This window comes from Bacteroidota bacterium (assembly GCA_016722375.1).
Taxonomy (GTDB): domain Bacteria; phylum Bacteroidota; class Bacteroidia; order Chitinophagales; family LD1; genus Bog-950.
In genome coordinates, this window is the sequence record JADKJG010000008.1 from 221,843 (window position 1) to 245,128 (window position 23,286).

The 23,286-nt window shown below is 44.2% G+C and carries 11 protein-coding genes, 2 tRNA genes and 3 rRNA genes; 8 read left to right on the forward strand and 8 right to left on the reverse strand.

All coding sequences use genetic code 11. The annotated features are described in order from the left end of the window. Positions 1 to 81: 81 nt before the first annotated feature. From IPP77_13200 to IPP77_13210, 3 genes are all read right to left on the reverse strand, one after another. Complete coding sequence (locus IPP77_13200) at positions 82 to 2,040, reverse strand: KUP/HAK/KT family potassium transporter (GenBank protein ID MBL0310586.1); 1,959 nt, start codon at positions 2,038 to 2,040, stop codon at positions 82 to 84. 264 nt (positions 2,041 to 2,304) lie between these two features. Continuing rightward, the gene (locus IPP77_13205) at positions 2,305 to 2,751 is read right to left on the reverse strand and encodes a DUF3276 family protein (GenBank protein ID MBL0310587.1); all 447 of its coding nucleotides are present in this window, start codon (positions 2,749 to 2,751) and stop codon (positions 2,305 to 2,307) included. A gap of 67 nt (positions 2,752 to 2,818) precedes the next feature. After that, complete coding sequence (locus tag IPP77_13210) at positions 2,819 to 4,615, reverse strand: ABC transporter ATP-binding protein (protein ID MBL0310588.1); 1,797 nt, start codon at positions 4,613 to 4,615, stop codon at positions 2,819 to 2,821. Positions 4,616 to 4,781: 166 nt separating this feature from the next. On the opposite strand from IPP77_13210, the gene IPP77_13215 reads away from it, so the two are divergent. From IPP77_13215 to IPP77_13225, 3 genes are all read left to right on the forward strand, one after another. Beyond that, complete coding sequence (locus IPP77_13215; GenBank protein MBL0310589.1) at positions 4,782 to 5,873, forward strand: Glu/Leu/Phe/Val dehydrogenase; 1,092 nt, start codon at positions 4,782 to 4,784, stop codon at positions 5,871 to 5,873. A gap of 96 nt (positions 5,874 to 5,969) precedes the next feature. Further along, positions 5,970 to 6,911 carry a transcription antitermination factor NusB gene (gene nusB, locus IPP77_13220; protein MBL0310590.1) on the forward strand — a complete coding sequence of 314 codons (942 nt, stop codon included), beginning with the start codon at positions 5,970 to 5,972 and terminating at the stop codon, positions 6,909 to 6,911. Between the two features lie 503 nt (positions 6,912 to 7,414). Then, positions 7,415 to 8,884 (forward strand): right-handed parallel beta-helix repeat-containing protein, encoded by a 1,470-nt coding sequence (locus IPP77_13225; GenBank protein MBL0310591.1) that lies wholly within the window; start codon positions 7,415 to 7,417, stop codon positions 8,882 to 8,884. 60 nt (positions 8,885 to 8,944) lie between these two features. Here IPP77_13225 and IPP77_13230 read toward each other — a convergent pair whose 3' ends face one another. The 4 genes from IPP77_13230 to IPP77_13245 form a co-directional block, all read right to left on the reverse strand. After that, positions 8,945 to 10,600 (reverse strand): S41 family peptidase, encoded by a 1,656-nt coding sequence (locus IPP77_13230; GenBank protein ID MBL0310592.1) that lies wholly within the window; start codon positions 10,598 to 10,600, stop codon positions 8,945 to 8,947. A 6-nt stretch (positions 10,601 to 10,606) separates the two neighbouring features. After that, on the reverse strand, positions 10,607 to 12,268 hold the full coding sequence (locus tag IPP77_13235) for a S41 family peptidase (GenBank protein ID MBL0310593.1): 1,662 nt from the start codon (positions 12,266 to 12,268) through the stop codon (positions 10,607 to 10,609). Between the two features lie 100 nt (positions 12,269 to 12,368). Continuing rightward, positions 12,369 to 15,437 (reverse strand): T9SS type A sorting domain-containing protein, encoded by a 3,069-nt coding sequence (locus IPP77_13240; GenBank protein MBL0310594.1) that lies wholly within the window; start codon positions 15,435 to 15,437, stop codon positions 12,369 to 12,371. A gap of 570 nt (positions 15,438 to 16,007) precedes the next feature. Next, positions 16,008 to 16,508 carry a DUF1761 domain-containing protein gene (locus IPP77_13245; protein MBL0310595.1) on the reverse strand — a complete coding sequence of 167 codons (501 nt, stop codon included), beginning with the start codon at positions 16,506 to 16,508 and terminating at the stop codon, positions 16,008 to 16,010. 706 nt (positions 16,509 to 17,214) lie between these two features. Here IPP77_13245 and IPP77_13250 point away from each other — a divergent pair. The 5 genes from IPP77_13250 (at position 17,215) to rrf (ending at position 22,460) form a co-directional block, all read left to right on the forward strand. Beyond that, positions 17,215 to 18,742 (forward strand): 16S ribosomal RNA (locus IPP77_13250). Between the two features lie 82 nt (positions 18,743 to 18,824). Further along, positions 18,825 to 18,898 (forward strand) — tRNA-Ile (locus IPP77_13255). A 58-nt stretch (positions 18,899 to 18,956) separates the two neighbouring features. Continuing rightward, positions 18,957 to 19,030 (forward strand) — tRNA-Ala (locus IPP77_13260). 229 nt (positions 19,031 to 19,259) lie between these two features. Further along, positions 19,260 to 22,135: ribosomal RNA gene (locus IPP77_13265) — 23S ribosomal RNA — on the forward strand. 212 nt (positions 22,136 to 22,347) lie between these two features. Beyond that, a 5S ribosomal RNA gene (rrf, locus tag IPP77_13270) occupies positions 22,348 to 22,460 on the forward strand. Together the 16S, 23S and 5S rRNA genes with 2 tRNA genes alongside form the textbook arrangement of a ribosomal RNA operon. Positions 22,461 to 22,741: 281 nt before the next feature. Here the strand turns inward: rrf and IPP77_13275 are convergent. Further along, positions 22,742 to 23,203, reverse strand: coding sequence for a hypothetical protein (locus IPP77_13275; GenBank protein MBL0310596.1), 462 nt, complete (start codon positions 23,201 to 23,203; stop codon positions 22,742 to 22,744). Positions 23,204 to 23,286: the final 83 nt, after the last annotated feature.

Below are 23,286 nucleotides of genomic sequence, written 5' to 3' on the forward strand. Positions count from 1 at the left end.
CAAAATGGGAAATTAAAATCGCCTCTTTTTACCCAAATGGTTTTTGACAAAAAGTTTAGGATAGCATTAAAATAAGTGATTTTATAAAGCATCCACTCTCCTCAAATCAATTTTGGTGGAAGCAGCTATTCGGATGGGTACCGTTTCCTCTTCTACGTTGGTCAGTTCCAAACCAAAATCTTCGGCGGCTGTCAGTGAAATGGTTTTAATAAACCGATATGATTTCACGAAAAACTGTTCTACAGGAGTCAGGGCATCGTCAATGGCTACTCGGCTATTGAGAATGATAAATTTAAAATCGGCAGGCATATTGAACTTTCGTAGCGAAGGGTAATGTGACAACTCATCTATCTCTCCGCTCTTGACCATTTCCTCTACAATCTTATTAAACATCAAATTTACTTTGTGTTCTACTTTGAATCCAAAAGAAAGTCGTACGAAGAAGATTCGTCGCTTCACCACCGGATCCACCGAATAGGTAGCACCGAAGGGATCATTGGTAATTTCGACATGTACAAACCAATAAATATCTGCTCGTTTCGGTCGTTTGCGGAAAATGGAATAAATAATGTTCGAGTCAATATGGCTTTTGTCATTTGCCATGCTCATAAACACTAAGTTGTTTGCCTCCTTCGGAATAGATTCATCGTGCATCAATTCTTTTAGAGCAGGGATGTAATCGTTGATTTCAACAAACTCAATATGTTTCTTGCGGAGTTGACGTGCTTTATAGAATATCCACATGCCAAAGAAAAGTATCGCAGCAATCATGATAGTGAACCAACCGCCATGTGCAAATTTCAACAGGTTAGAAATCATGAAAGAAAGCTCTACGGTCAGGAATACCGCGGGGATACCCCAAGTCATTAAGGCTGGTCGGCGATGCATATACATCAGGTAGGTGAGCAGGGTGGTCGTCATCAGCATATCGAAGGTGATGGCCAGTCCATACGCCGCTTCCATGTTACTGGATTGGCGGAACAACATGACCACGGCAATACAACCGGCTAAAAGAAACCAGTTGATACCTGGAATATAAATCTGTCCTTGCTGCGTGGTGGGATAGATCACTTTTAAAGTGGGCCACAATCGAAGTTTCATCGCTTCGTTTACCAAGGTGAAACAACCGGTGATGACCGCTTGTGAAGCAATGATGGCTGCCAGAGTGGCTACCGTAATCCCAATAGGCAAAAACCAAGTGGGCATTTGTGCATAGAAGGTAGAATGCCCTTCGGGCCAAACCTGTCCATGATACAAACGAAGCAAATGGGCTGATTGTCCAAAATAGCTGAACACCAGCATGATCAAAACATAAATCCATCCGGCCCGGATATTGCCTTTGCCGCAGTGACCTAAATCTGAATACAAAGCCTCCGCTCCGGTAGTACAGAGGAACACCGCACCTAAAAGCCAAAAACCTCCCGGATAGGCTACCAGCAGATTGATAGCGTAATATGGATTGAACGCATGAAGTACTGTGGGGTATTGAACGATTTGAATGATTCCCAAGGTGCCAATCATGGTGAACCAAATCAACATAACCGGTCCAAAAATTGCCCCTACGACTTTAGTTCCGAATTGTTGAAAGGTGAAAAGCGCTATTAGAATGGCTATAACAATGGGTACTGTGGGTATATTTGGATTCAGAATTCTCAATCCTTCAATGGCAGAGGAAATAGAAATTGGTGGCGTAATAAATCCATCAGCTATCAACGCCGCGCAACCGATGATGGCCGGAATGATCGTCCATTGAACTTTATATCTGCGAATCAAGGCATAGAGCGCAAAAATCCCTCCCTCCCCTCGATTATCGGCATTCAGAGCGAGAAAAACATACTTGATTGTTGTGATAATGATGAGCGTCCAAAAAACACAGGAAATACCGCCATAGACCAAATCATTGGAAATGACTTGACCACCGACGATGGCATTGAGCACATAAATCGGTGAAGTTCCAATGTCACCATAAATAATTCCCAGTGTGATGAGTAATCCAGCGGCACTTAGTTTAATTCCATGCCCGCGAGGTTCTGTTTTCATATTATCCGTTCATGATTAAAGTGGAACCCGGTAAATATTGATAAAGGGGATAATTATAAATGTGCTTACCAGAAAAAGGCATAAAAATTAACAAGGCGCAAATGTAAACGGAAATGAATGGGATGTGCCCAATCGCCAATGAAAAATTTATGGTAGAAAAATCAATAAAAATGAGATAGAGGCGGACTAAATCAGCCCTTCGAAAAGAAGATGGGAAACGGGAAGAACAGTTAGGTCATTTATAGATGGAGTAAGAGAAGTCTTTTATTTCCAATCTATCTGCTCATCGTCGGTGATGGGCGGAGGAGTAGAAGAGTTGACTTCTGATTTGTCATGGTCAATCAAAGATTTTTTCTCTGTAACCGGAGGCATAGATGCCAGCGGTTTGTTATTTCCCGGAGAACTATGGTTGCTGGTTCGCTCTTGTTCTGGTCGTCCAGCCTCGAAATCAAATTGGGGCATCAGTTCGGTCTTGACATAATCTAAGGCTTCCTGAAGCGATTCGGCAAACTTTTTAAAGTCTTCTGGATACAGGAAAATCTTATGACTTTCATATCCTTCACCATCTCTTCTTTTCTTGCTTTCAGATATAGACAAGAAATAGGCTCCTTCGCGTCCTCCTTTCACATCAAAAAAATAAGTTCGGATTCCGGCTTTTAATCTCTTACTGAAAAAGCCTTCAAATTTGTCGTTAGTACCTTTTTTCTCCACTTGCTTTATATTTTGTTTGTTACCACTGGTTTTAGGTCGGCTAATATATATTATTCCTGAACAAATATTATAGCGATTCAGCCACGGATTCGTTTTTTTGCTCCGTCAACTGCCGGTTATATATATCGGCATAGGCTCCTGCCTTATCCAGAAGTTCCTGATGTTTGCCTTGTTCAATGATCCTGCCGTCATCCAGCACAATTATATTATCGAACCTCATCAGAGAGAATATCCGGTGGGTAATAATAATGGCAGTTTTGCCATCCAATACTTTTTCAAGATTTTGCTGAATACGTTTTTCGGTGGCAGTGTCCACGGCACTCAAACTATCATCCAGCAAAAGAATATTCGGTTGCTTGGCCAATGCGCGTGCAATAGAAATGCGTTGCTTTTGTCCGCCGGAGAGGGTTACACCGCGTTCGCCCACCATAGTTTTAAACCCCATTGGAAATTCTTCAATTTCATTTTTGATGGAAGCATATTCTGCAAAGCGGCTGGCGGTTTCTTCATCTGATTCATCTAAACCAAAGGTGATGTTTTCTGATATAGTCTCAGAAAACAGAAACACATCTTGAGGGACAAATCCAATTTGGCGCCGGAGCGAACCGAGCTGAAATTCTTTTATTGGTGTTCCGTCTATACGAATTTCACCTTGCGTAGCGTCATACATGCGCATCAACAAATCAGCCAGCGTAGTTTTGCCGGAACCGGTTCGGCCAATAATGGCGAGTCGTTGTCCCGGCTTGATGTGAAAGGAAATATCTTTCAATGCCTGAAGGCCGGTATCTGGATAGGTAAAAGATACATTCTCAAATACAATATCTCCTTTTATTTCCTTTTCTAGACTGATCTCATCTTTAACCGTGGGCTGCTGATCGAGAAAATCATTGATACGCTTTTGCGATGCAATAGCTCGTTGCACTATGGAGGCGGTCCAGCCCAGAGCGCTCACGGGCCACATCAGCATATTGGTGTACATCAAGAAAGCCGCCAAGGCTCCCGGAGAAAGTTTTTGTTGACCTACCTGTATCCCTCCCACATATACAACGATGATGATACTGCACCCAATCAAAAATATCATGATCGGAAAATAGACAGAATTAATCTTTGCCATTTTCAATTGCTTCTGCTTGTATTCTTCACTTTCTCTTTCAAAATGCATCATCATATCTTTTTCTCGGGTATAGGCTTGAATCACCCGGATGCCGGAATAAGTTTCTTGTGCATTAGTAGTCAACTCAGAAAGCTTGGTCTGGATTTCAGTGCTGGTCTTTTCTACAAGTTCGTTGACGTAGTAAATGATAAAAGAGAGAATCGGAAAGGGAATCATCACCCACATGGTCAGCACCGGATTGATGAGCAACATGGAAGTAAGTGCGAAGAGGATGGCAAAAATCAGATTGACCGAATACATAACGGCAGGCCCCATGTACATGCGTACCCGACTGACATCTTCGGTGATCCGGTTCATCAGGTCGCCGGTGTTATTGCGACGATAAAAGGCCAGATCTAATTTCTGGTAATGCTCATAAATGTCATTCTTCAAATCAAACTCAATCTTTCGAGAAACAACAATGATTGTTTGCCGCATCAGGAAAGTAAATCCACCGGCCATAAGGGCAACAGCCAAATATTTTAAAAACAGATAAAACACTTGCCAGCCTATTTGCGTTTGTATCGTTGTGGTTAATTCACCTGAAGTATGGACATCTTTCAGATGTTTAGCTATCAGATCCACCGCGTCTTTGGTAATGATGGGATTGTAAACGTTCAGCGCGTTGGCGCAAATCACGAACAGAACTCCTGCCATGATCCTCCATTTATAACGAACAAAATATTTATTGAGACTTGCTAAATGCTTCACTTTACTTCTTGATTATACTTTTGGGAATCCTCCGGCGGACGTAGTTGGCCTGCAATGCTCGACTTTCTCATAGGTCTAAAAACCCTTCTTTGTTTGGTAAAACCGAATTCCTTGCCAACTTTGCGCCCGCAAAAAAATGTGAAACTAAGTAAAAATTGAATTGATTATGACAGGAAGCGTAATGCAAAGTGTAGAAAAGAAAGAAGCGAATGTGTTTGAAATGATGGGGCCGATGGGGCATGAACAGGTGATGTACTTCAACGATGAAGAAACCGGTTTGAAAGGAATCATCGCTGTGCACAATACTGTTTTAGGGCCTGCTTTAGGTGGCTGCCGCATCTGGAATTACGAAAACGAATCTGCTGCTTTATGGGATGTGCTTCGCCTTTCGCGCGGAATGACTTTTAAATCTGCCATCAGCGGAATCAATCTCGGCGGCGGAAAGGCGGTCATTATCGGCGACCATAAAATCAAGCGCGACGATGCCTTCTGGAGAAGGTTTGGAAAGTTTGTAGAAAGTCTGAATGGAAAATATATCACCGCAGAAGATGTAGGCACTTCGACCGAAGTCATCAGCGTGGTGATGCAAGAAACCAAGCATGTTACGGGAAAGCCTCTTTCGGCAGGTGGCACGGGCGACCCTTCGCCGGTGACCGCTCACGGAGTGTTTCTGGGCATTAAGGCCAGCGTGAAAGAACAGACCGGCAGCGAATCTCTGGAAGGAAAGAAAGTAGCGGTGCAAGGCGTTGGGCATGTAGGCCATACGCTGGTTGGGCATTTGACCAGAGCAGGGGCAAAGGTTTTTGTTACCGACCTGAACAAACAGCATCTGGAAGAAGTTGCTAAGGAGTTTAAGGCGACGATTGTGGATCCGAATGAAATTTATAGCCTCGACGTGGACATCTACTCTCCTTGTGCTTTGGGCGCTACGGTCAACAGCGAGACAATCCCGAAATTGAAATGTTCCATCATTGCCGGCGCAGCCAACAACCAGTTGGCAGACGAAAACCTGCACGGACGAATGTTGGTGGACAAAGGAATTCTCTTTGCACCCGACTTTTTGATTAACGCTGGAGGAGTCATCAACTGTTACCGCGAGGTACATACCCTCAGCCAAAAAGAAACAGACGCGATAGTGGAAAATATTTACCCGCGCACCCTCGATATTTTTGCCAAAGCAAAAGCCGAAAAGATACCCACTCAGGAAGCTGCCATTAAAATGGCGGTAGAGCGTATTGAAAAAGCAAAGGGCAAATAATTTAACGAAAGTGTTGGGGTGTTCAGGTGTTGATGTAAACTAACACCGCCCCACTTCGACACATTCATACCTTCGCACCTCAATACAAACAAAATCATGTTAGGCAGACGGAATCTTAGAATAAAAGTAATGCAGGCACTATATGCCTGGGAAATGGATCATGACACTCCATTAACCAGACTGGAAGGACTGCTCAAGACTCAGATTCAAAGGTCGGTTTCGCTCTATCTCACCCATCTTCAATTTCTTATGGATGTCTGTCAGTACTCGCTGGTGGACAAGGCCAAGCGCCTCGCTAAATACATCAAGACCGAGGAAGATGAAAAAGCCAGCACCACCATTGCCGCTAATCGCATCATTCTGTTTCTGGAGCAAGATGCCTTGTACAATGACTTTGTGAAAAAGGAAAACATTCGCCACATGGTGAGCGAAGGCACCGTTCGCAATTTGTTTATCGAACTGGCCACTAAGCAGAAGTATAAGGACTATGCCAAACTGGAACAACCAACGGCCAAAGAGGATAAAGAAATCATCTCGTTTATCTTCAAGAAAATTTTTGCTACCAATAAGGAATTGGAACAGCACTTGGAGGAGCATTTCATCAACTATGATGATGACAATGCGCTTTTGCTGCACGTCACCGGCAAATATGTTGATGCCTTTGATGAAAACAAGAAGAACAATTTTTTTCTGAGCATGGATGCTTGGGCCGAGGAGCAAAAGTTTGCGCTCGACCTGCTGGCCAAGTGCATACAACTAAACGAAGAACTGGGCGCCATCATTCAGCCGAAGCTGAAAAACTGGGACATGGACCGCGTGGCGATTCTCGACCTCATTCTGTTGAAGATGGCCGTCTGTGAACTCAAACACTTTCCCACCATTCCGATCAAGGTTACCATCAACGAGTATATAGACATCTCAAAACTCTATAGCACTCCCAAAAGCAAGGACTTCGTGAACGGCGTTCTGGACCGCATCAAAAACGAAATGCAGGACAAAGGCGAAATCAAGAAGTTCGGCAGAGGCTTGATGGAGTAGAATCTCCATTTTTTCATCACTTTTTACTCCATTCTTTTAGGCAACAGGCGTTCAAGGCGCTGAATTATTTGCCTTAGCCCGACCATTGACGATAACATGGATGGGAAACTAAATTTGTGTTTTAGGGAAATGAATTACTGTCAGGGGAAAATGGGATACGGGCTGGGGGAAACAAAATATGTATCGGGGAAAATGGAATACAGGTGGGGGGAAATAAAATATAGGTCGGGGAAAACCGAATTGATGCCGGGGAAAATGAAATAATGGCTGGGGAAAATGGAATATGGGTAGCGGGAAATGGAATAGTGACATCCATTTTTGCATTTTTGGCGTTAAAATGATTGATATTTAAAGAAATAAGGGATTTGTGAAAATAAAAGTGCCATTGGCTGTTTTCCCTCTAATGGCTGAAGCCAAATGACCAATTTCCCGACCAACACAATTGCCACCATCATTCTTTGAAGATATTATCTTCGATTCTCTTCTTTCTTAAACACCCGGCTATGAAACACTTTTTACCCTTCGTTTTATTTCTGCTCCTCGCCCCATCCATTTTCGCCAATACCTATCATGTCAGTCCGGCGGGCAGTAACGGCAACGATGGTTTGACTCCCGCAACTGCTTTTCTCACCTTACAGAAAGCATCTGATGTGGTGCAGCCCGGTGATTCGGTATCGGTGCTGCCCGGAACATACGCGGGGTTTTACCATATTAAAAGTGGCACGCCATCTCAACGAATTATTTTTGCTGCATTGCCCGGTGTATTAATCAACCTTCGCAATGCAACCACGACCGACGGCATCAATCTGGAAGGAGCCAGTTATGTGACCATCGAGGGATTCAAGGTTTATGGAGTTGCAAGGGCAGGATTCCGTGCAGTATCGGACACGGGAATTATCTTCAGAAATAATATAGCCGACAGTTGCGGCAAGTGGGGCATCCTGACCGGTTTCAGCGAAAACATTTTGATTGAGTTCAACGAGTGTAGCCGCTCTATTGCTGAACATGGAATCTATTTTGGCAACAGTGCCGACAATCCTATCATCCGCAATAATATTTGTTGGGGAAACAATGCCGCAGGAATACACATGAACGCCGACTTCAACCTGCAACCCGGCGATGGAATTATCAGTAATGCGTTGGTAGAGAACAATGTGATTTTTAATAATGGACAAGCGGGCGGTTCAGGAATTAACTGTGATGGAGTACAGAGTTCGCGCATTCAGAACAACCTGCTTTATAACAATAACGCCAGCGGAATCTCTTTATATCGGATAGATGCAGCGGAGGGAGCAAAAAATAATGTGGTGGTGAACAATACCATACTTCAATCTATGTACGCACGATGGGCGCTGAATATCAGCGATAGCAGTTCGGGCAATATTGTATTCAACAATATATTTTACAGCCCCCATAATTTTCGTGGCAGCATCAGCATTGATGCGGCCTCGCTTGCAGGTTTTCATAGTGACTATAATGTATTGGTTGACAGAATGAGCAATAACGGAGGAAGTACTAACATGACTTTCGCTCAATGGAAATCAACCACCAACAACGATTTGAATTCTTTGCTATCTGTTCCGACACTGCTATTTGCCGATAGCGCTGTGAACGATTATCATCTGTCTCCCTCCAGTTTGGCGATTGATTTGGGCAGGGCTTCTTTGGCCGGTGCTTTTGTGCCTTCTACCGATATAGAAAACAATGCCCGCTCACAGGGCAGTAATCCCGACGCGGGCGCTTTCGAATTTCCGATGATTACTGCTTTGAATGAATTGAATTCAAAGACCATTTCCTGGTCAACCGTTTTGGCCGAAGAAGTAGTTTCTATCTATGACCTTTCGGGGAAAATGGTTTTCAGTGGGAAGAAAAGAGGAATCCTTTCCGGAGATTTGGGAAGGGCTTTGTATGTTTTTAAATTGGAGATGAAGAATACATCTTCGATGAGAATGGGGTGGTTAATAGAACTTTGACAAAATCAAATGGAAAATAAGACTTGCTAAGTCTTCAAGACTTAGCAAGTCTGTAGGGGCTTACTTCCCCGCCAAAATCTCCTGATATTCTTTAGGCGTGTTCAGTAGCTGAATGGCTTTAGCTACTTCGGTGTCATTCTGATAACTTTTTTTGACCTTGCCGTAGGCATAGTAATAGCGACCTACGATTTCGTTTTCAAGCAGGTGCATGATTTCATCACGGTGCGTGATCAGATCGTTTTGTTTATCGGCCAGTAGTTTTTTGCTGATAGATTCATAAGAGACTTCGACTGCATCGAAATATTTTTCATCCTTGGTAGCGTTTTTCAGCGCTTCCAGTTTTTCTTCAGTTTCAGTTTTGTAAGACAGGTCTTTGTGTTTCAAGAAGATTACAAATTCATTAAAGTCATTTTCAGTCAGCTTGAAGCGGCCCGGTTCTTCGATAGAGGGGTGCAACATTTGGTATTGAGTAGCGAATTGAAAAGGATAATGTTTCTCAATGAGAAAAGCCGCGACTTTGCTTTGTTCCGGCTTGGGCAACATCACATCGGGGTCAACGCCACCGCCATCCCACACCAGTCTTCCGTTGTGAGTTTTGAAAGCTACTTTCAGCGAATCGGGCACGCGCTTCACGCTTCCGTCTTCATTGCGCTCGGCATAATTAATCGCCTGAATACAACGACCGGAGGGGATATAATATTTAGCGATTGTCACTTTCAACATGGTGTTGTAGGAAAGATTGCGCGTGGTTTGCACGAGGCCTTTGCCGTAAGTTTTCTGTCCAATCACCACGCCCCGATCATAATCCTGCATGGTGCCTGAAACAATTTCGGAAGCCGATGCGCTCATCGAGTTGGTAATCATCACCAAAGGAATCTTTGTATCCGAAGGCTCGTTCAACGTGCGGAAGGTATTGTTCCACTCGGCCACTTTCCCTTTGGTATTCACCACCAGTTCATTCCTGCCATAGAACACGTTCACGATGTTCACCGCCTCGTTCAACAAACCGCCGGGGTTGCTACGCAGGTCGAGGATGATGCCTTTCATATTCGGGTTTGCCAACTTCAAACTATCGAAGGCAGCCTTCACATCTCTACCGGCATTTTCATTGAATATCTTGAGCTTGATGCAGCCTATTTCCGGCGTAACCATGCCGCTGAAAGGAACGCTGGTCTCCTGAATTTCTTCGAGCGCAATCACAAAGGGAAGGATTTTAGTTTCGTCCATCGAAACTTTTCTTTCCACGCTTAAAGTGATTTGCGCCTTTGGCTGCCCTACCAGAATTTTATCTACATCTTCCTTCTTGCGATCCTTTGCCGAGGCTCCGCCAATCATCTGAATCACATCGCCCACCTTCATGCCCGCTTTGTCGGCGGGTTGTCCTTGCGTGACCGAAGTAATGACCGGATAGCCATTCATCATTTCAATCTCAATGCCCATGCCACCAAATTTTCCACCCTGTTGAATGCGGGCGTTTTCAATCTGCGAACCGGAATAATAATTGGTGTAGGGATCAAGCGTTTTCAACATGCCATCAATGCCCGTGCGCATCAGTTTAGATGGCTCTATGTCATCTACATAATAATTGTTCACGTCTTTGAACACCGAAGAAAAAATATCCATGTTCTTCGAGATGTCAAAATAATAATCGGCAAAGGACATCAAGCTGATGAACAATCCGAGACCGGCAAGGAGGGTAAGGAGTTTCTTTTTCATGATCACTTATTTCTTTGCCAAGATTTCGTTCATCTTTGAATTGTCATTCAATATTTCTATCGCTTTTCTTACCTCCGGGTCTTTGCGAAAAACCGACTGAAGCCTGCCGCTGTAGAGATAATAGCGGGAAACGATTTCTTCTTCGAGCAACTCTTTGAGCTGTGTTTTTTCTTTCACCAAATCCTGTTCTTTGTCGTGTATCATATTCTTTTTCATCGCTTCCAAATCGGGCTGAACCGCATCGAGATATTTTTCCTTTTCGGCAGTTGATTTGAATTCTTCCAATAGTTTTTCGCTGCGTGTGGTGTAGTCATAATCCTTCTTAGAAACCCAGGCTACAAAATCTGCATAACCGGCGTCGCCGATATTGAACTCCCGCGGACTGCCAATTTTATCATGCTTTGCGCGATACTCAGTAGCATAGTCAGCAATCAGGCTTTTGCTCAACAGGCTGATGGCGATGTTGGATAGCTTCTCCGGTTCCAGAATGATATCGGGATCAATGCCTCCGCCATCATAAACGGTTCTGCCGTTATTGGTTTTGAAAGCCACTTTTAAGGAGTCGGGAATGCGTTTCACACTTCCATCTTCGTTGCGCTCGGCATAGTTGATGGCCTGAATGCAGCGACCGGAAGGGATGTAGTATTTGGCGGAGGTGATTTTCAACTTGGCCTGATATGGTTCCGGGCGCGTGGACTGCACCAAGCCTTTGCCAAAGGTTTTCTGGCCAATAATCACAGCGCGGTCCAAATCCTGCATGGAGCCAGCCACAATCTCCGCTGCCGAAGCAGAGCCGCCGTCGGTCAATATCACTAATGGAATTTTCAGATCTACCGGGTCGTTAAGCGACCGGAAGGATTTGTTCCATTCCTCTTGTTTGCCTTTGGTCGAAACAATCTGGAGGTTTCGATCCACGAAAATATTAGCCACGTTAATGGCCTCGTGCAACAAGCCACCGGGATTGCCCCGCAAATCAAAAACCAATCCTTTGATTTTATTTTTTGCTTCCAGCGATTCCAGTGCCGCTTTCACTTCCATGCTTGCCCTTTCGGTGAAGCCCCCCAACCGGATATAACCCACTTCATCGGTTATCATTCCATAGTAGGGAACGTTTCGGATTTTTATTTCCTCGCGCGTCAAACGCACCGTCAGTTCATCTTCGTTTCCGTCTTTATTCAATCGCTTTATTTTGACGACCACTTCTGTCCCCGGTTTGCCTTTCAACATGGCACTCACCTGGTCGGTCTTATAATTTTTGGCCACCTTGCCATCCACCTCTATAATCTTATCACCGGCGCGCAACCCCGATTTGTCGGCAGGAAAACCTTCATAAGGCTCCGTCACCGTCACCCACTCACCCCGGGTGCCAATCAGTGCGCCGATGCCGCCGTATTTACCGGTTGTTTGTGTGCGATAATCTTCCATATCTTCCTCAGAAATAAAATCGGTATAGGGATCCAAAGAATTGAGCATTTCATGGATGCTGCTCTGCATCAGCTTTTCAGGATTGAGCGTATCTACATAATACGTATTCAACTCTTTATAGAGCGTAGTGAAAATGTCGAGGTTCTTGGTGATTTCGAAATAGGAAGAACTGCTAAAGGCGAGTGTAACGATGCTCGCTACCAGAATAGCGGCCATCACTCCGTGTTTTTTCATTTTATTCATCAGGCTCCTCTCAAAATTGTTCGCAGACATGTATTGTAAACGCGAAGATGTAGAATTTGTTGCGGATAGGGTTTGAAAAGAAGTTAAAGAGAGGTAAAGATCACTTCTTCACGATTCTCACCACATTCGTTTCATCGCCTGATCTCACCGTCAGAAAATACACCCCACTTGCACCCTTAATTGGAAGGTGGATAGCAGATAAATTATGATGCACGGAGTGGCTAACCTCTTGACCTAAAACGTTTGTGATTGTTACTTCAACAGTAGGTAATATCTCTCCCAATTCTATTGTAACCTGACCGGTATTCGGATTAGGATAAACATTCAAAGCCGAAACACCGGATGAAGGAAGCGCGGTATAGCCTACAGTCATACATTCTGTGGTATCCATACAATCGTTCTTTGTAAATATGGCTGCGTACCTGCCAAAGATTGGGCTTGTAAAAATACTATCCGTTTGATTTGCCACAATTTGATTATTCGTGCAATCCATCCATGTAATGCTGCCTTGACCTCCGGCAAGCAGTGTATCTCCTGAAACCTGATGGATGAAAACATCATTGCTATCTACGGTCAGATAGATGGTGATAGTTGAATCGCAATTCCCGGTTGTCAGAGTGTCGTTATAGGTACCCGGTTCAGTTAAGTCCTGTCCTTTGAACCGGTAGCTTTTGCCCTTGCAGATAGAAACAGACGAGGTGGAATAGGCTTTGGGTTTTATAGTCAGATTCAGAACATAAGTAGAATCGCAACCATTGCTCGCTGTATATAAAGCCGAGTAACTGCCCGAAACACTCCTCAAAGTATCATGGAACAGAACCGATTCTCCAAAACAAATGCTGAGATTAGCACTGACTGATTTAGTAGGGCGAAGCGCCAAATACAGATTGACTACAGAATCGCAACCATGCACCGATTGAAAGGTTCTGAAATATACTCCGGGCATGTAGATCACCGTATCTTTAAATAAATAGGGCTTGCCGGCACAGACCGTATCGTAAACATTGATTAAGGGGAACGCATTGAGCATCGTTAAATCCAAGTTCACCAACGAATCACAACCATCATCCCCGATAAGCGAAGCACTGTAATTGCCTGTATCAAATCTCAAGGTATCATTAAACAAATAGCCTTCACCTCCGGGACATACGTAACCCAACAGGTTGGTGGTGTCAGGAATGCAGAATAGATTTTCGACCGTGTTGGTCACCTCCGGGGCGTTGAAATCAAAATAGATAAAGGCCGTGTTGGTGATGTGTGTAGCAGAAGGAAGACCGCTCTTTGGCTTCACCCGATATTGCACATAGCCATGACTCAGCGGCTCGTTCACAATGCTGTCGGGCAGGTAGATGTTGGGAAAGTTGAACTTCACCACACCGCCCGGCAACACCTGCGTCACGTTCGGATGGCTGAAAGCCAGCAAATCAAACGAAGCCATATCGAGGTTGGTATCGAGCGTATCTTCTATATACACATGAATCGCCGTATCGTTGCCCGTGTTTTGAAAGCGGATGGTATAAGTCAGCCAATCATTCGTGGCATCAATAATCCCCGCAGGAGAAACTGTTTTGTCATTCGGGTCAAAAGCAGTGCGAACGGTAAAGCATTGGGTCAATACATTGTTGCTTGGATTATTATCGCCAGCGGTTGGAGTAACATTTACTGTAAAGCACACCTGTTGACCTGCTTGTGCTGTAGTATACGTTTGAACAATGATATTGAAATCCTTCGCAGCATTCACCGCACCGAAATCAGCAATATTATAAGTCAGCGTATTCCCAACAACACTGTTTGGTGTTAATGCTCCGCTGGCAGGTGAAATATATTTGGCCGGACCAGTAAACGAAACACTGACACTACCGCTGACACCACCGGCACAATACACGCCATAGTTATTTGCCAAATCTCCGGCTTTAATATTTATCTGTTCATTCCATGATGGGCGAAATCTGTTGCCGAGAATATTCCAAACACCTACATCAAAACCCGGCTTACATTTTAGTCCGAAATCAATTCCGTACTTTAAAGAATCAAGTGCCGTAACGTTAACCGTTCTACTATTTGAAAGTGGACAGGTAACTTCCAAATGAAAGATAGAAGCAGCGGTATCTATCTCAACCGTGTAGCTTGATAAATCTGTATCAAAAGAATAGTTGCCCCCGTGAAAGTAGCCCGACTGCGACAGTACGCCCGACTGATATAAATTAACCTTCAATGGATACGGCTTCTGTTCATTGGATTGTTGTACACAATCGGCATTATCATCCGTATAAATACTACCTCGAATATTCCATCCTACCTCGCATCCGTCGGTATTAAATAAATTGCATACTGGAAACGCGTCAAGCCATGGTATAGAACTTATATGTCCAATTTTATTTGGTAAACATTTAATCCCCGTGTTCCCAATACTCATACTATAAGCTATAAATTTGAAAGGCGGCAAGCATAAAAGATTGGGGTTATCATATAAGTCCAGATAGCCCATAGTTTGTGGTAGAGAAGATAATGAAATCAGAGAATTAGACCGACACGCTAAATCATAAACTCCAATCAGCGGGGGAAGGCTAGTTAGCTGGTTATTAGAACACCAGAGTTGTTGCACACTTAAGGGAATAGAAGGTAGCTGATTAAGAAAGTTATCATCACAGAATAACGTTTTCAACGAATCAGGAAGTACAGGCAGGCTTATTAAGAGGTTATCACTGCAATCCAGATTTATCAAAGAAGCTGGTAGATCTGGGAGGCTATCCAGAGAACTGTGTAGGCAGGATAAATGAGCCAAGGTTTTAGGTAAAGGAGGTAGGGTCTTCAGAGGATTTCCTGAACATACTAATTCGATAAGTCTTGGCGGCAATGCAGGAATACTATTAATATTGAGCCCCCCTACACCAGTACAATTTAGATATTCTAAACTGTCAAGATATTGCACGCCTTCTAATGTGCTTATATCGGCGAACCCGCAGTGTAAACTCTTTGCGTTCAGAACGGCGGGAGAAGTTGTGTCCATCATACCACCTACGACACTACCGGGAAATGCTTGCGCTAAAATAGTCGCAAACTGGGCATCCGGTATCTGCACCCATTGCGCTTTTGCGGGGTTCAGGGCGAAGAAACAAACCAAGACCAAGAGCTGAGCCTTAATAGATACGCGGAAAGTTTGAAGCATAGCGAGTGGGTTTGAGGCTTAAAAGTAAAATTTTTCAGAGAGCAGATTGGGCTTGTCGAACGATGTTAAATATTTGTTCCAAATAGTAACCGCTTCATATTTCAAATAAAAATCTCGAGTTTGCAACAGATTTTATCTTTTACAATCCATTGATTTAAAGACTTAACTGGTTCACGCAAGAAAATCCGAGTTTTTGGATTAGAAACTCGAGTTTTTGCTCTAGAAACTCCAGTTATCGGATCAATAACTCGAGTTTATGTACTAAAAATAGTTGTTTTTGGAGCTATAACTTGAGTTTTCTCTCTAAAAACTCAAGTTATAGGAGCAATAATTCAAGTTATTAAAGCTATAATTCGAGCTTTTGCGTTAAAAACTCGAATTATTGAAGCAAAAGCAATTTATCCCGCGATTGAATCCAAACACCATCTATAATTAAAGCAAAACGCCTTCTGTTTTAACCAACACTTTTAGGCGTTGGATTAAAACAGTAGGCGTTCTTATAGAAATGAGAGAAGAAAAGAGCGGCGGGTCTATGAAAAACAGTCCGACTACTTTAGTAACGGAAAACAATCAACGAAAATGACAAATCAAAGCACCCATTATAGTAATGCAGACCACCCAAAAGCCCACATTGATAGCAACGTACTTAAAACTCTTTCTTTCAAACAAGGCATTGATACCAATGATAGGCAGGGAAAACTCCACCCCTCCTATAAAGCCGTGCAAAGCTCCGTGTCTGTAGCTGCGAAAGTCATTTCCATATTTTGCCATCATGTCTTTAAGCATAGTATGGACAGCAGAGTTCGGGTCGCTCATGCCGGGGTCGTTCATCACCATAGAAAACAAATGCCATTGGTGAATCACCATGAAATTGACACCCATAGCGAGGAAAAAGCTAAAGACGTATGTAAGCGCAAAAATCAGAATCATATTGGCGCCCTTCATCGTGTCGTCGGTCATGCCGGCAGATTTCATCCAGGCTTTTCCGAATACTTTGGGGTTATACCATATAAAACCTAATGCAAGAGGGATGAGTGCCGAAGCGGCAAGAATGGGAAAGTTAAGTTGCATAGTTTTTGTTTTTTGGTGAGTTCAATAATACGTCAATTACACTGTGAGACTACCTATATATCCACCGGCACAGAAATATTTTCTAAAAATAAATGCAGTATTGTTTGCAAAACCCGAAAGCCGCTTTATATTTGCGCTCCCTTAGAAAAAACAACGTTCTTTAAATCGAAGCTGAGGGATTCAAAAAAGACAAAAAAGCGTAGTGATTACGCTTTCATCATACACAAAGCACACCGATTTATCGGAGTCCATCGTAGTACATAAATAAGCTCAAGGTATTGAAGAGCGCTCACAGAGCAGCCACCTTAAAAAGCTAAGCCGCTGGGACAGCGACTACATAACAAACATTAGGGTTAAGAAACTAATGTCCGCCAAAGCGGATACAGGGATTTGTCGCCTTGAACGTAGCAACAGAAAAATATTTTCTGAAAATAAATAGCTACAGATTTGGAAATGCGAAAGCGAAAAACATATATTTGCGCCCCGTTTCAAAATCGTTCTTCGAAACATTGATTTTTCGCTCTTGAAAAAAGAGAATAAATCGCAAGTGTTAAACCGGTATCGAAAGATATTGGGATAGCAAAAGTTCTTTGAAATATTGGATAGAAACATAGAAAATATGAACAGGTAAAATGATGCTTCAACATTAATTTTCCTTTTCTTTTGAATTATTAAAATACATATTGAAAAGGGATCTAACTCTTTTACAACGGAGAGTTTGATCCTGGCTCAGGATGAACGCTAGCGGGAGGCCTAATACATGCAAGTCGAACGGTAACAGGGGTAGCAATACCTGCTGACGAGTGGCGCACGGGTGCGTAACACGTACACAATCTGCCTTATACTGGGGCATACCCTCGGGAAACTGAGAATAATTCCCCATAACATATTGAAAAGGCATCTTTTTAATATTAAAACTCCGGTGGTATAAGATGAGTGTGCGTCTGATTAGCTAGTTGGTGAGGTAACGGCTCACCAAGCCGACGATCGGTAGCTGGTCTGAGAGGACGATCAGCCACACGGGCACTGAGACACGGGCCCGACTCCTACGGGAGGCAGCAGTAGGGAATATTGGACAATGGAGGCAACTCTGATCCAGCCATCCCGCGTGAAGGATTAAGGCCCTCTGGGTTGTAAACTTCTTTTCTCTGGGAATAAAAAGTGGGATTCATCCCGCCTTGAAGGTACCAGAGGAATAAGCACCGGCTAACTCCGTGCCAGCAGCCGCGGTAATACGGAGGGTGCAAGCGTTATCCGGATTCACTGGGTTTAAAGGGTGCGTAGGTGGCTTTGTAAGTCAGTGGTGAAATGCCGGAGCTCAACTCCGGAACTGCCATTGATACTGCTTAGCTTGAATCACGTCGAGGTGGATGGAATATTACATGTAGCGGTGAAATGCTTAGATATGTAATAGAACACCGATTGCGAAGGCAGTTCACTAGGCGTGTATTGACACTGAGGCACGAAAGCGTGGGGATCAAACAGGATTAGATACCCTGGTAGTCCACGCCCTAAACGATGTAAACTCGACATTAGCGATATACTGTTAGTGTCCAAGCGAAAGCGTTAAGTTTACCACCTGGGAAGTACGTCCGCAAGGATGAAACTCAAAGGAATTGGCGGGGGTCCGCACAAGCGGTGGAGCATGTGGTTTAATTCGATGATACGCGAGGAACCTTACCTAGGCTAGAATGTAGTTTGACCGATCCTGAAAGGGGTTTTTGTAGCAATACACAGATTACAAGGTGCTGCATGGTTGTCGTCAGCTCGTGCCGTGAGGTGTTGGGTTAAGTCCCGCAACGAGCGCAACCCCTATCTTTAGTTGCCAGCGAGTAATGTCGGGGACTCTAAAGAGACTGCCTGTGTAAACAGAGAGGAAGGAGGGGATGACGTCAAATCATCATGGCCTTTATGCCTAGGGCTACACACGTGCTACAATGGTAGGGACAAAGAGCAGCCAACTGGCGACAGTGGAGCGAATCCCAAAAACCCCGTCTCAGTTCGGATTGAAGTCTGCAACTCGACTTCATGAAGCTGGAATCGCTAGTAATCGCAGATCAGCAACGCTGCGGTGAATACGTTCCCGGACCTTGCACACACCGCCCGTCAAGCCATGGAAGTTGGGTGTACCTTAAGACGATAACCGCAAGGAGTTGTCCAAGGTAAAACCAGTAACTGGGGCTAAGTCGTAACAAGGTAGCCGTATCGGAAGGTGCGGCTGGAATATCTCCTTTTTAGAGCATTTTCCTGTTCTGCTCTATGTTTCTACCATTATTTCAAAAATTTTGCTCGATTAAAACTCTTGAAATGCCACTTAGTCTCGTAGCTCAGTTGGTTAGAGCGCTACACTGATAATGTAGAGGTCCGCAGTTCGAATCTGCGCGGGACTACATTATCAGCGAAAGCGAAGTGGTACAACCAACTGCGCGTAAACGCCTACTGACAAATGGGGGATTAGCTCATTTGGCTAGAGCGCCTGCCTTGCAAGCAGGAGGTAATCGGTTCGACTCCGATATCCTCCACAAAAAATAAGTTCTTCTAAATGAATTGATCGTTCTTTAAATAAATTGAAGCAAATCAAAGTTAATCAATCATTCAATGATTCACAACGTTGGCCAGTAGGATTATCCTCCCAAAAACTATTGGCTGCTGAAAAAAGTTCTTTGACATATTGGTAAGTTAATGAAGAAAAAAATTCAATTTCATCTATTCCGGAGCAAAAGCCGGAATGGGCAAAAATTATATGAAAATTTGAAAGTTACTAAGAGCATACGGTGGATGCCTTGGGTTTGAGAGGCGATGAAGGACGTGATAAGCTGCGATAAGCTTCGGGGAGTGGCACATACACTTTGATCCCAAGATTTCCGAATAGGGCAACCTAATACCATGAAGTGGTATTGTTCTTCGCAAGAAGAACGCTAACCGGGAGAACTGAAACATCTAAGTACCCCCAGGAAGAGAAAACAATTTAGTGATTTCCTGAGTAGTGGCGAGCGAAAAGGAAAAAGCCCAAACCAGAAAGGCTTGCCTTTCTGGGGTTGTAGGACTACAATATCGAATTAAGATTAACAGAAGAAGCATCTGGAAAGTTGCACCATAGAGGGTGATAGTCCCGTAATCGCAAGAATCTTATACGTAGTAGTATCCTGAGTACCGCGAGGTCGGAGACGCCTTGTGGGAATCTGCCAGCACCATCTGGTAAGGCTAAATACTCCTCAAACACCGATAGCGCACTAGTACTGTGAAGGAAAGGTGAAAAGAACCGCGAACAGCGGAGTGAAATAGAACCTGAAACCGTATGCTTACAAGCGGTCAGAGCACCTTCGTGGTGTGATGACGTGCCTTTTGCATAATGATCCTACGAGTTGCTCGTCACTGGCAAGGTTAATCTTTAACGGTCGAAGCCGTAGCGAAAGCAAGTCTGAATAGGGCGATAGTCAGTGGCGGCAGACGCGAAACCTTGTGATCTACCCATGAGCAGGATGAAGTGACGGTAACACGTCATGGAGGTCCGAACTGATAAGCGTTGAAAAGCTTCCGGATGACTTGTGGGTAGGGGTGAAAGGCTAATCAAACTGGGAGATAGCTCGTACTCCCCGAAATGCTTTTAGGAGCAGCGTTGGAATTATTTATATAGAGGTAGAGCTACCGATTGGGCTAGGGGGCTTCACCGCCTACCAAACCCTGACGAACTCCGAATGCTATATAATTTATCCAGCAGTGAGGCAGTGGGTGATAAGGTCCGTTGCCGAGAGGGAAACAACCCAGACCATCGTCTAAGGTCCCAAAATCTATATTAAGTCACACAAACGATGTCCGATTGCTATAACAGCTAGGATGTTTGCTTGGAAGCAGCAATCATTTAAAGAGTGCGTAACAGCTCACTAGTCGAGTGATCGGGCGCGGAAGAATAACCGGGTGTCAAATATAGTACCGAAGATATGGCATCGAAAGACTGGTAGGGGAGCATTCCAGCGGCAGCGAAGATTGATCGTAAGGCATGCTGGAGCTTCTGGAAAAGAAAATGTAGGAATAAGTAACGATAAAATAGGTGAAAAACCTATTCGCCATAAACCTAAGGGTTCCTGATCAATGTTAATCAGATCAGGGTTAGTCGGATCCTAAGGACCAGCCGAAAGGCGACCTCCGATGGAAAACTAGTTAATATTCAGTTACTTGCTTAAATTTCGATGGGGTGACGGAGTAGTGAAAGTGCCGCGAACTGACGGAATAGTTCGTTAAAGTGCGTAGGTATATCGATTGCAGGAAAATCCGCAGTTGATGCTGAAACATGACAGTACACAGAACCTTCGGGGGACGTGATAGTACACCTAATCAGACTTCCAAGAAAAACCTCTAAGGCTAGGTTAAAGCAATCCGTACCGGAAATCGACACAGATAGACGAGAAGAATATTCTAAGGCGCTCGGGTGAGCCGCGGCTAAGGAATTCGGCAAAATAGTCCTGTAACTTCGGGAGAAAGGACCCCCACTTCGGTGGGGCGCAGTGAAATGGCCCAGGCGACTGTTTAACAAAAACACAGGACTCTGCTAAATCGAAAGATGAAGTATAGGGTCTGACTCCTGCCCGGTGCTGGAAGGTTAAGGAAGGTGGTCAGCAGCAATGCGAAGCTACCGACTGAAGCCCCAGTAAACGGCGGCCGTAACTATAACGGTCCTAAGGTAGCGAAATTCCTTGTCGGGTAAGTTCCGACCTGCACGAATGGAGTAACGATCTGGGCACTGTCTCAACCGCGAGCCCGGTGAAATTGAAGTATCGGTGAAGATGCCGATTACCCGCAACGGGACGGAAAGACCCCATGCACCTTCACTACAACTTAACACTGAATTTGATTAAATGATGTGTAGGATAGGTGGGAGACTTTGAAGCGGGAGCGCCAGCTCTCGTGGAGTCAACCTTGAAATACCACCCTTCCTTTGATTAGATTCTAACTCCGGAAAAGGAGGACAATGTTTGGTGGGTAGTTTGACTGGGGTGGTCGCCTCCCAAAATGTAACGGAGGCTTCCAAAGGTACCCTCAGTACGCTTAGTAACCGTACGTAGAGTGCATTGGCACAAACGTGCTTGACTGTAAGACAAACAAGTCGAGCAGGGACGAAAGTCGGTCAAAGTGATCCGGTGGTTCCGCATGGAAGGGCCATCGCTCATAGGATAAAAGGTACGCTGGGGATAACAGGCTGATCTCCCCCAAGAGCTCACATCGACGGGGAGGTTTGGCACCTCGATGTCGGCTCGTCACATCCTGGGGCTGGAGAAGGTCCCAAGGGTTGAGCTGTTCGCTCATTAAAGTGGCACGCGAGCTGGGTTCAGAACGTCGCAAGACAGTTCGGTCCCTATCTGTTGCGGGCGTTAGAAATTTGAGAGGAGCTGACTCTAGTACGAGAGGACCGTGTCGGACGAACCTCTGGTGTATCTGTTGTGGCGCCAGCTGCATTGCAGGGTAGCTATGTTCGGAAGGGATAAGCACTGAAAGCATCTAAGTGCGAAGCCAACCTCAAGATGAGATTTCTTTTAAGGGTCGTAGAAGATTACTACGTTGATAGGTCACAGGTGTAAAGGTGGTAACATCAAAGCCGAGTGATACTAATTGCCCGTTTACTTTCTAATTTTTTTTAGTTCTCTCATCCCCTTAAAAGGATAGTGCAGAATCTGGAATTGAATCAATTATCTTCATTAACACCAATATGTTAATTTATTGGATTTAGTAAATGTATCAAGTAGCTAGTATTAAGTTTTAAACTTAATACCGGTCGGACGGTTAAGATGGTAATCCATCTAAATACTATCTACTTCATATCAAAATACTAAACCCTTATGATAAGGGTGACTATAGCGAGGGGGATCACCTCTTCCCATTCCGAACAGAGAAGTTAAGCCCCTCCACGCTGATGGTACTGGATTAAACCTCCGGGAGAGTAGGTAGTCGCCTCCTTATTTTTTAAAAGCCTCTTCGAGTAATCGGAGAGGCTTTTTTTTTGTACTCAACTCGCAAAATGGAGGGGGCTATCTTACCGTCGGAAAGGTATATCTAAACTCTTCTGAGTTCCTCTATTAATGCCCGCCGATTGGCATATTTTTTCCTGAATGCCTCGATCATTTTATCTACTTTTTCTCGTGCACCAAGTTTAACCATGTGTCTCAGGTATTTACACGCCGTTTGATAATGAGTCCTGCTCGTGTTTTGCTCTAAATAATTTATGATGCCCTTTTATCTCAGCTAAATTTCTTTAGCCATTTTTGAATACCGTATTGCTGATGCCATAGGTATAAAGCATCTACACAATATACCGTGGCACCGCTTTCGTCTTTTGGATTATACCGGGTAAGATACTGATCTTTTATTTTCTTTTTGCCCTGTAGATATGGAAGAACATACGGATTGAACTCGATAGCCTCATCCATCGCTTCATCCAGTTCATCTTCCCCTGCCTGGACCATATACAAATAGAGCGCGTAGTTGTAATGATGATGCACTGAAAACCCGTCAGAGAATCGCTCCTGAAGTTCAATAAATTTATCGTACTCCTTGAATTCAAGATAGAGCACCTGGAGTGGTAAACGGGCACCTATAGCATCATCGGGATGCAGTCGCAATAGTTTTTCATACAACTCCATAGCATTGTGTCTTTTCCCTTGGGCTATCAACCATTCTGCCTTCATACTGAGTAATCGCATGTAGGGTCTAGTTTCCGTAACACCCCAAAAGTTGCCTTCATTTTCTATTTCATAGCTCCCTCCGAATTTCTTTTCACTAACTC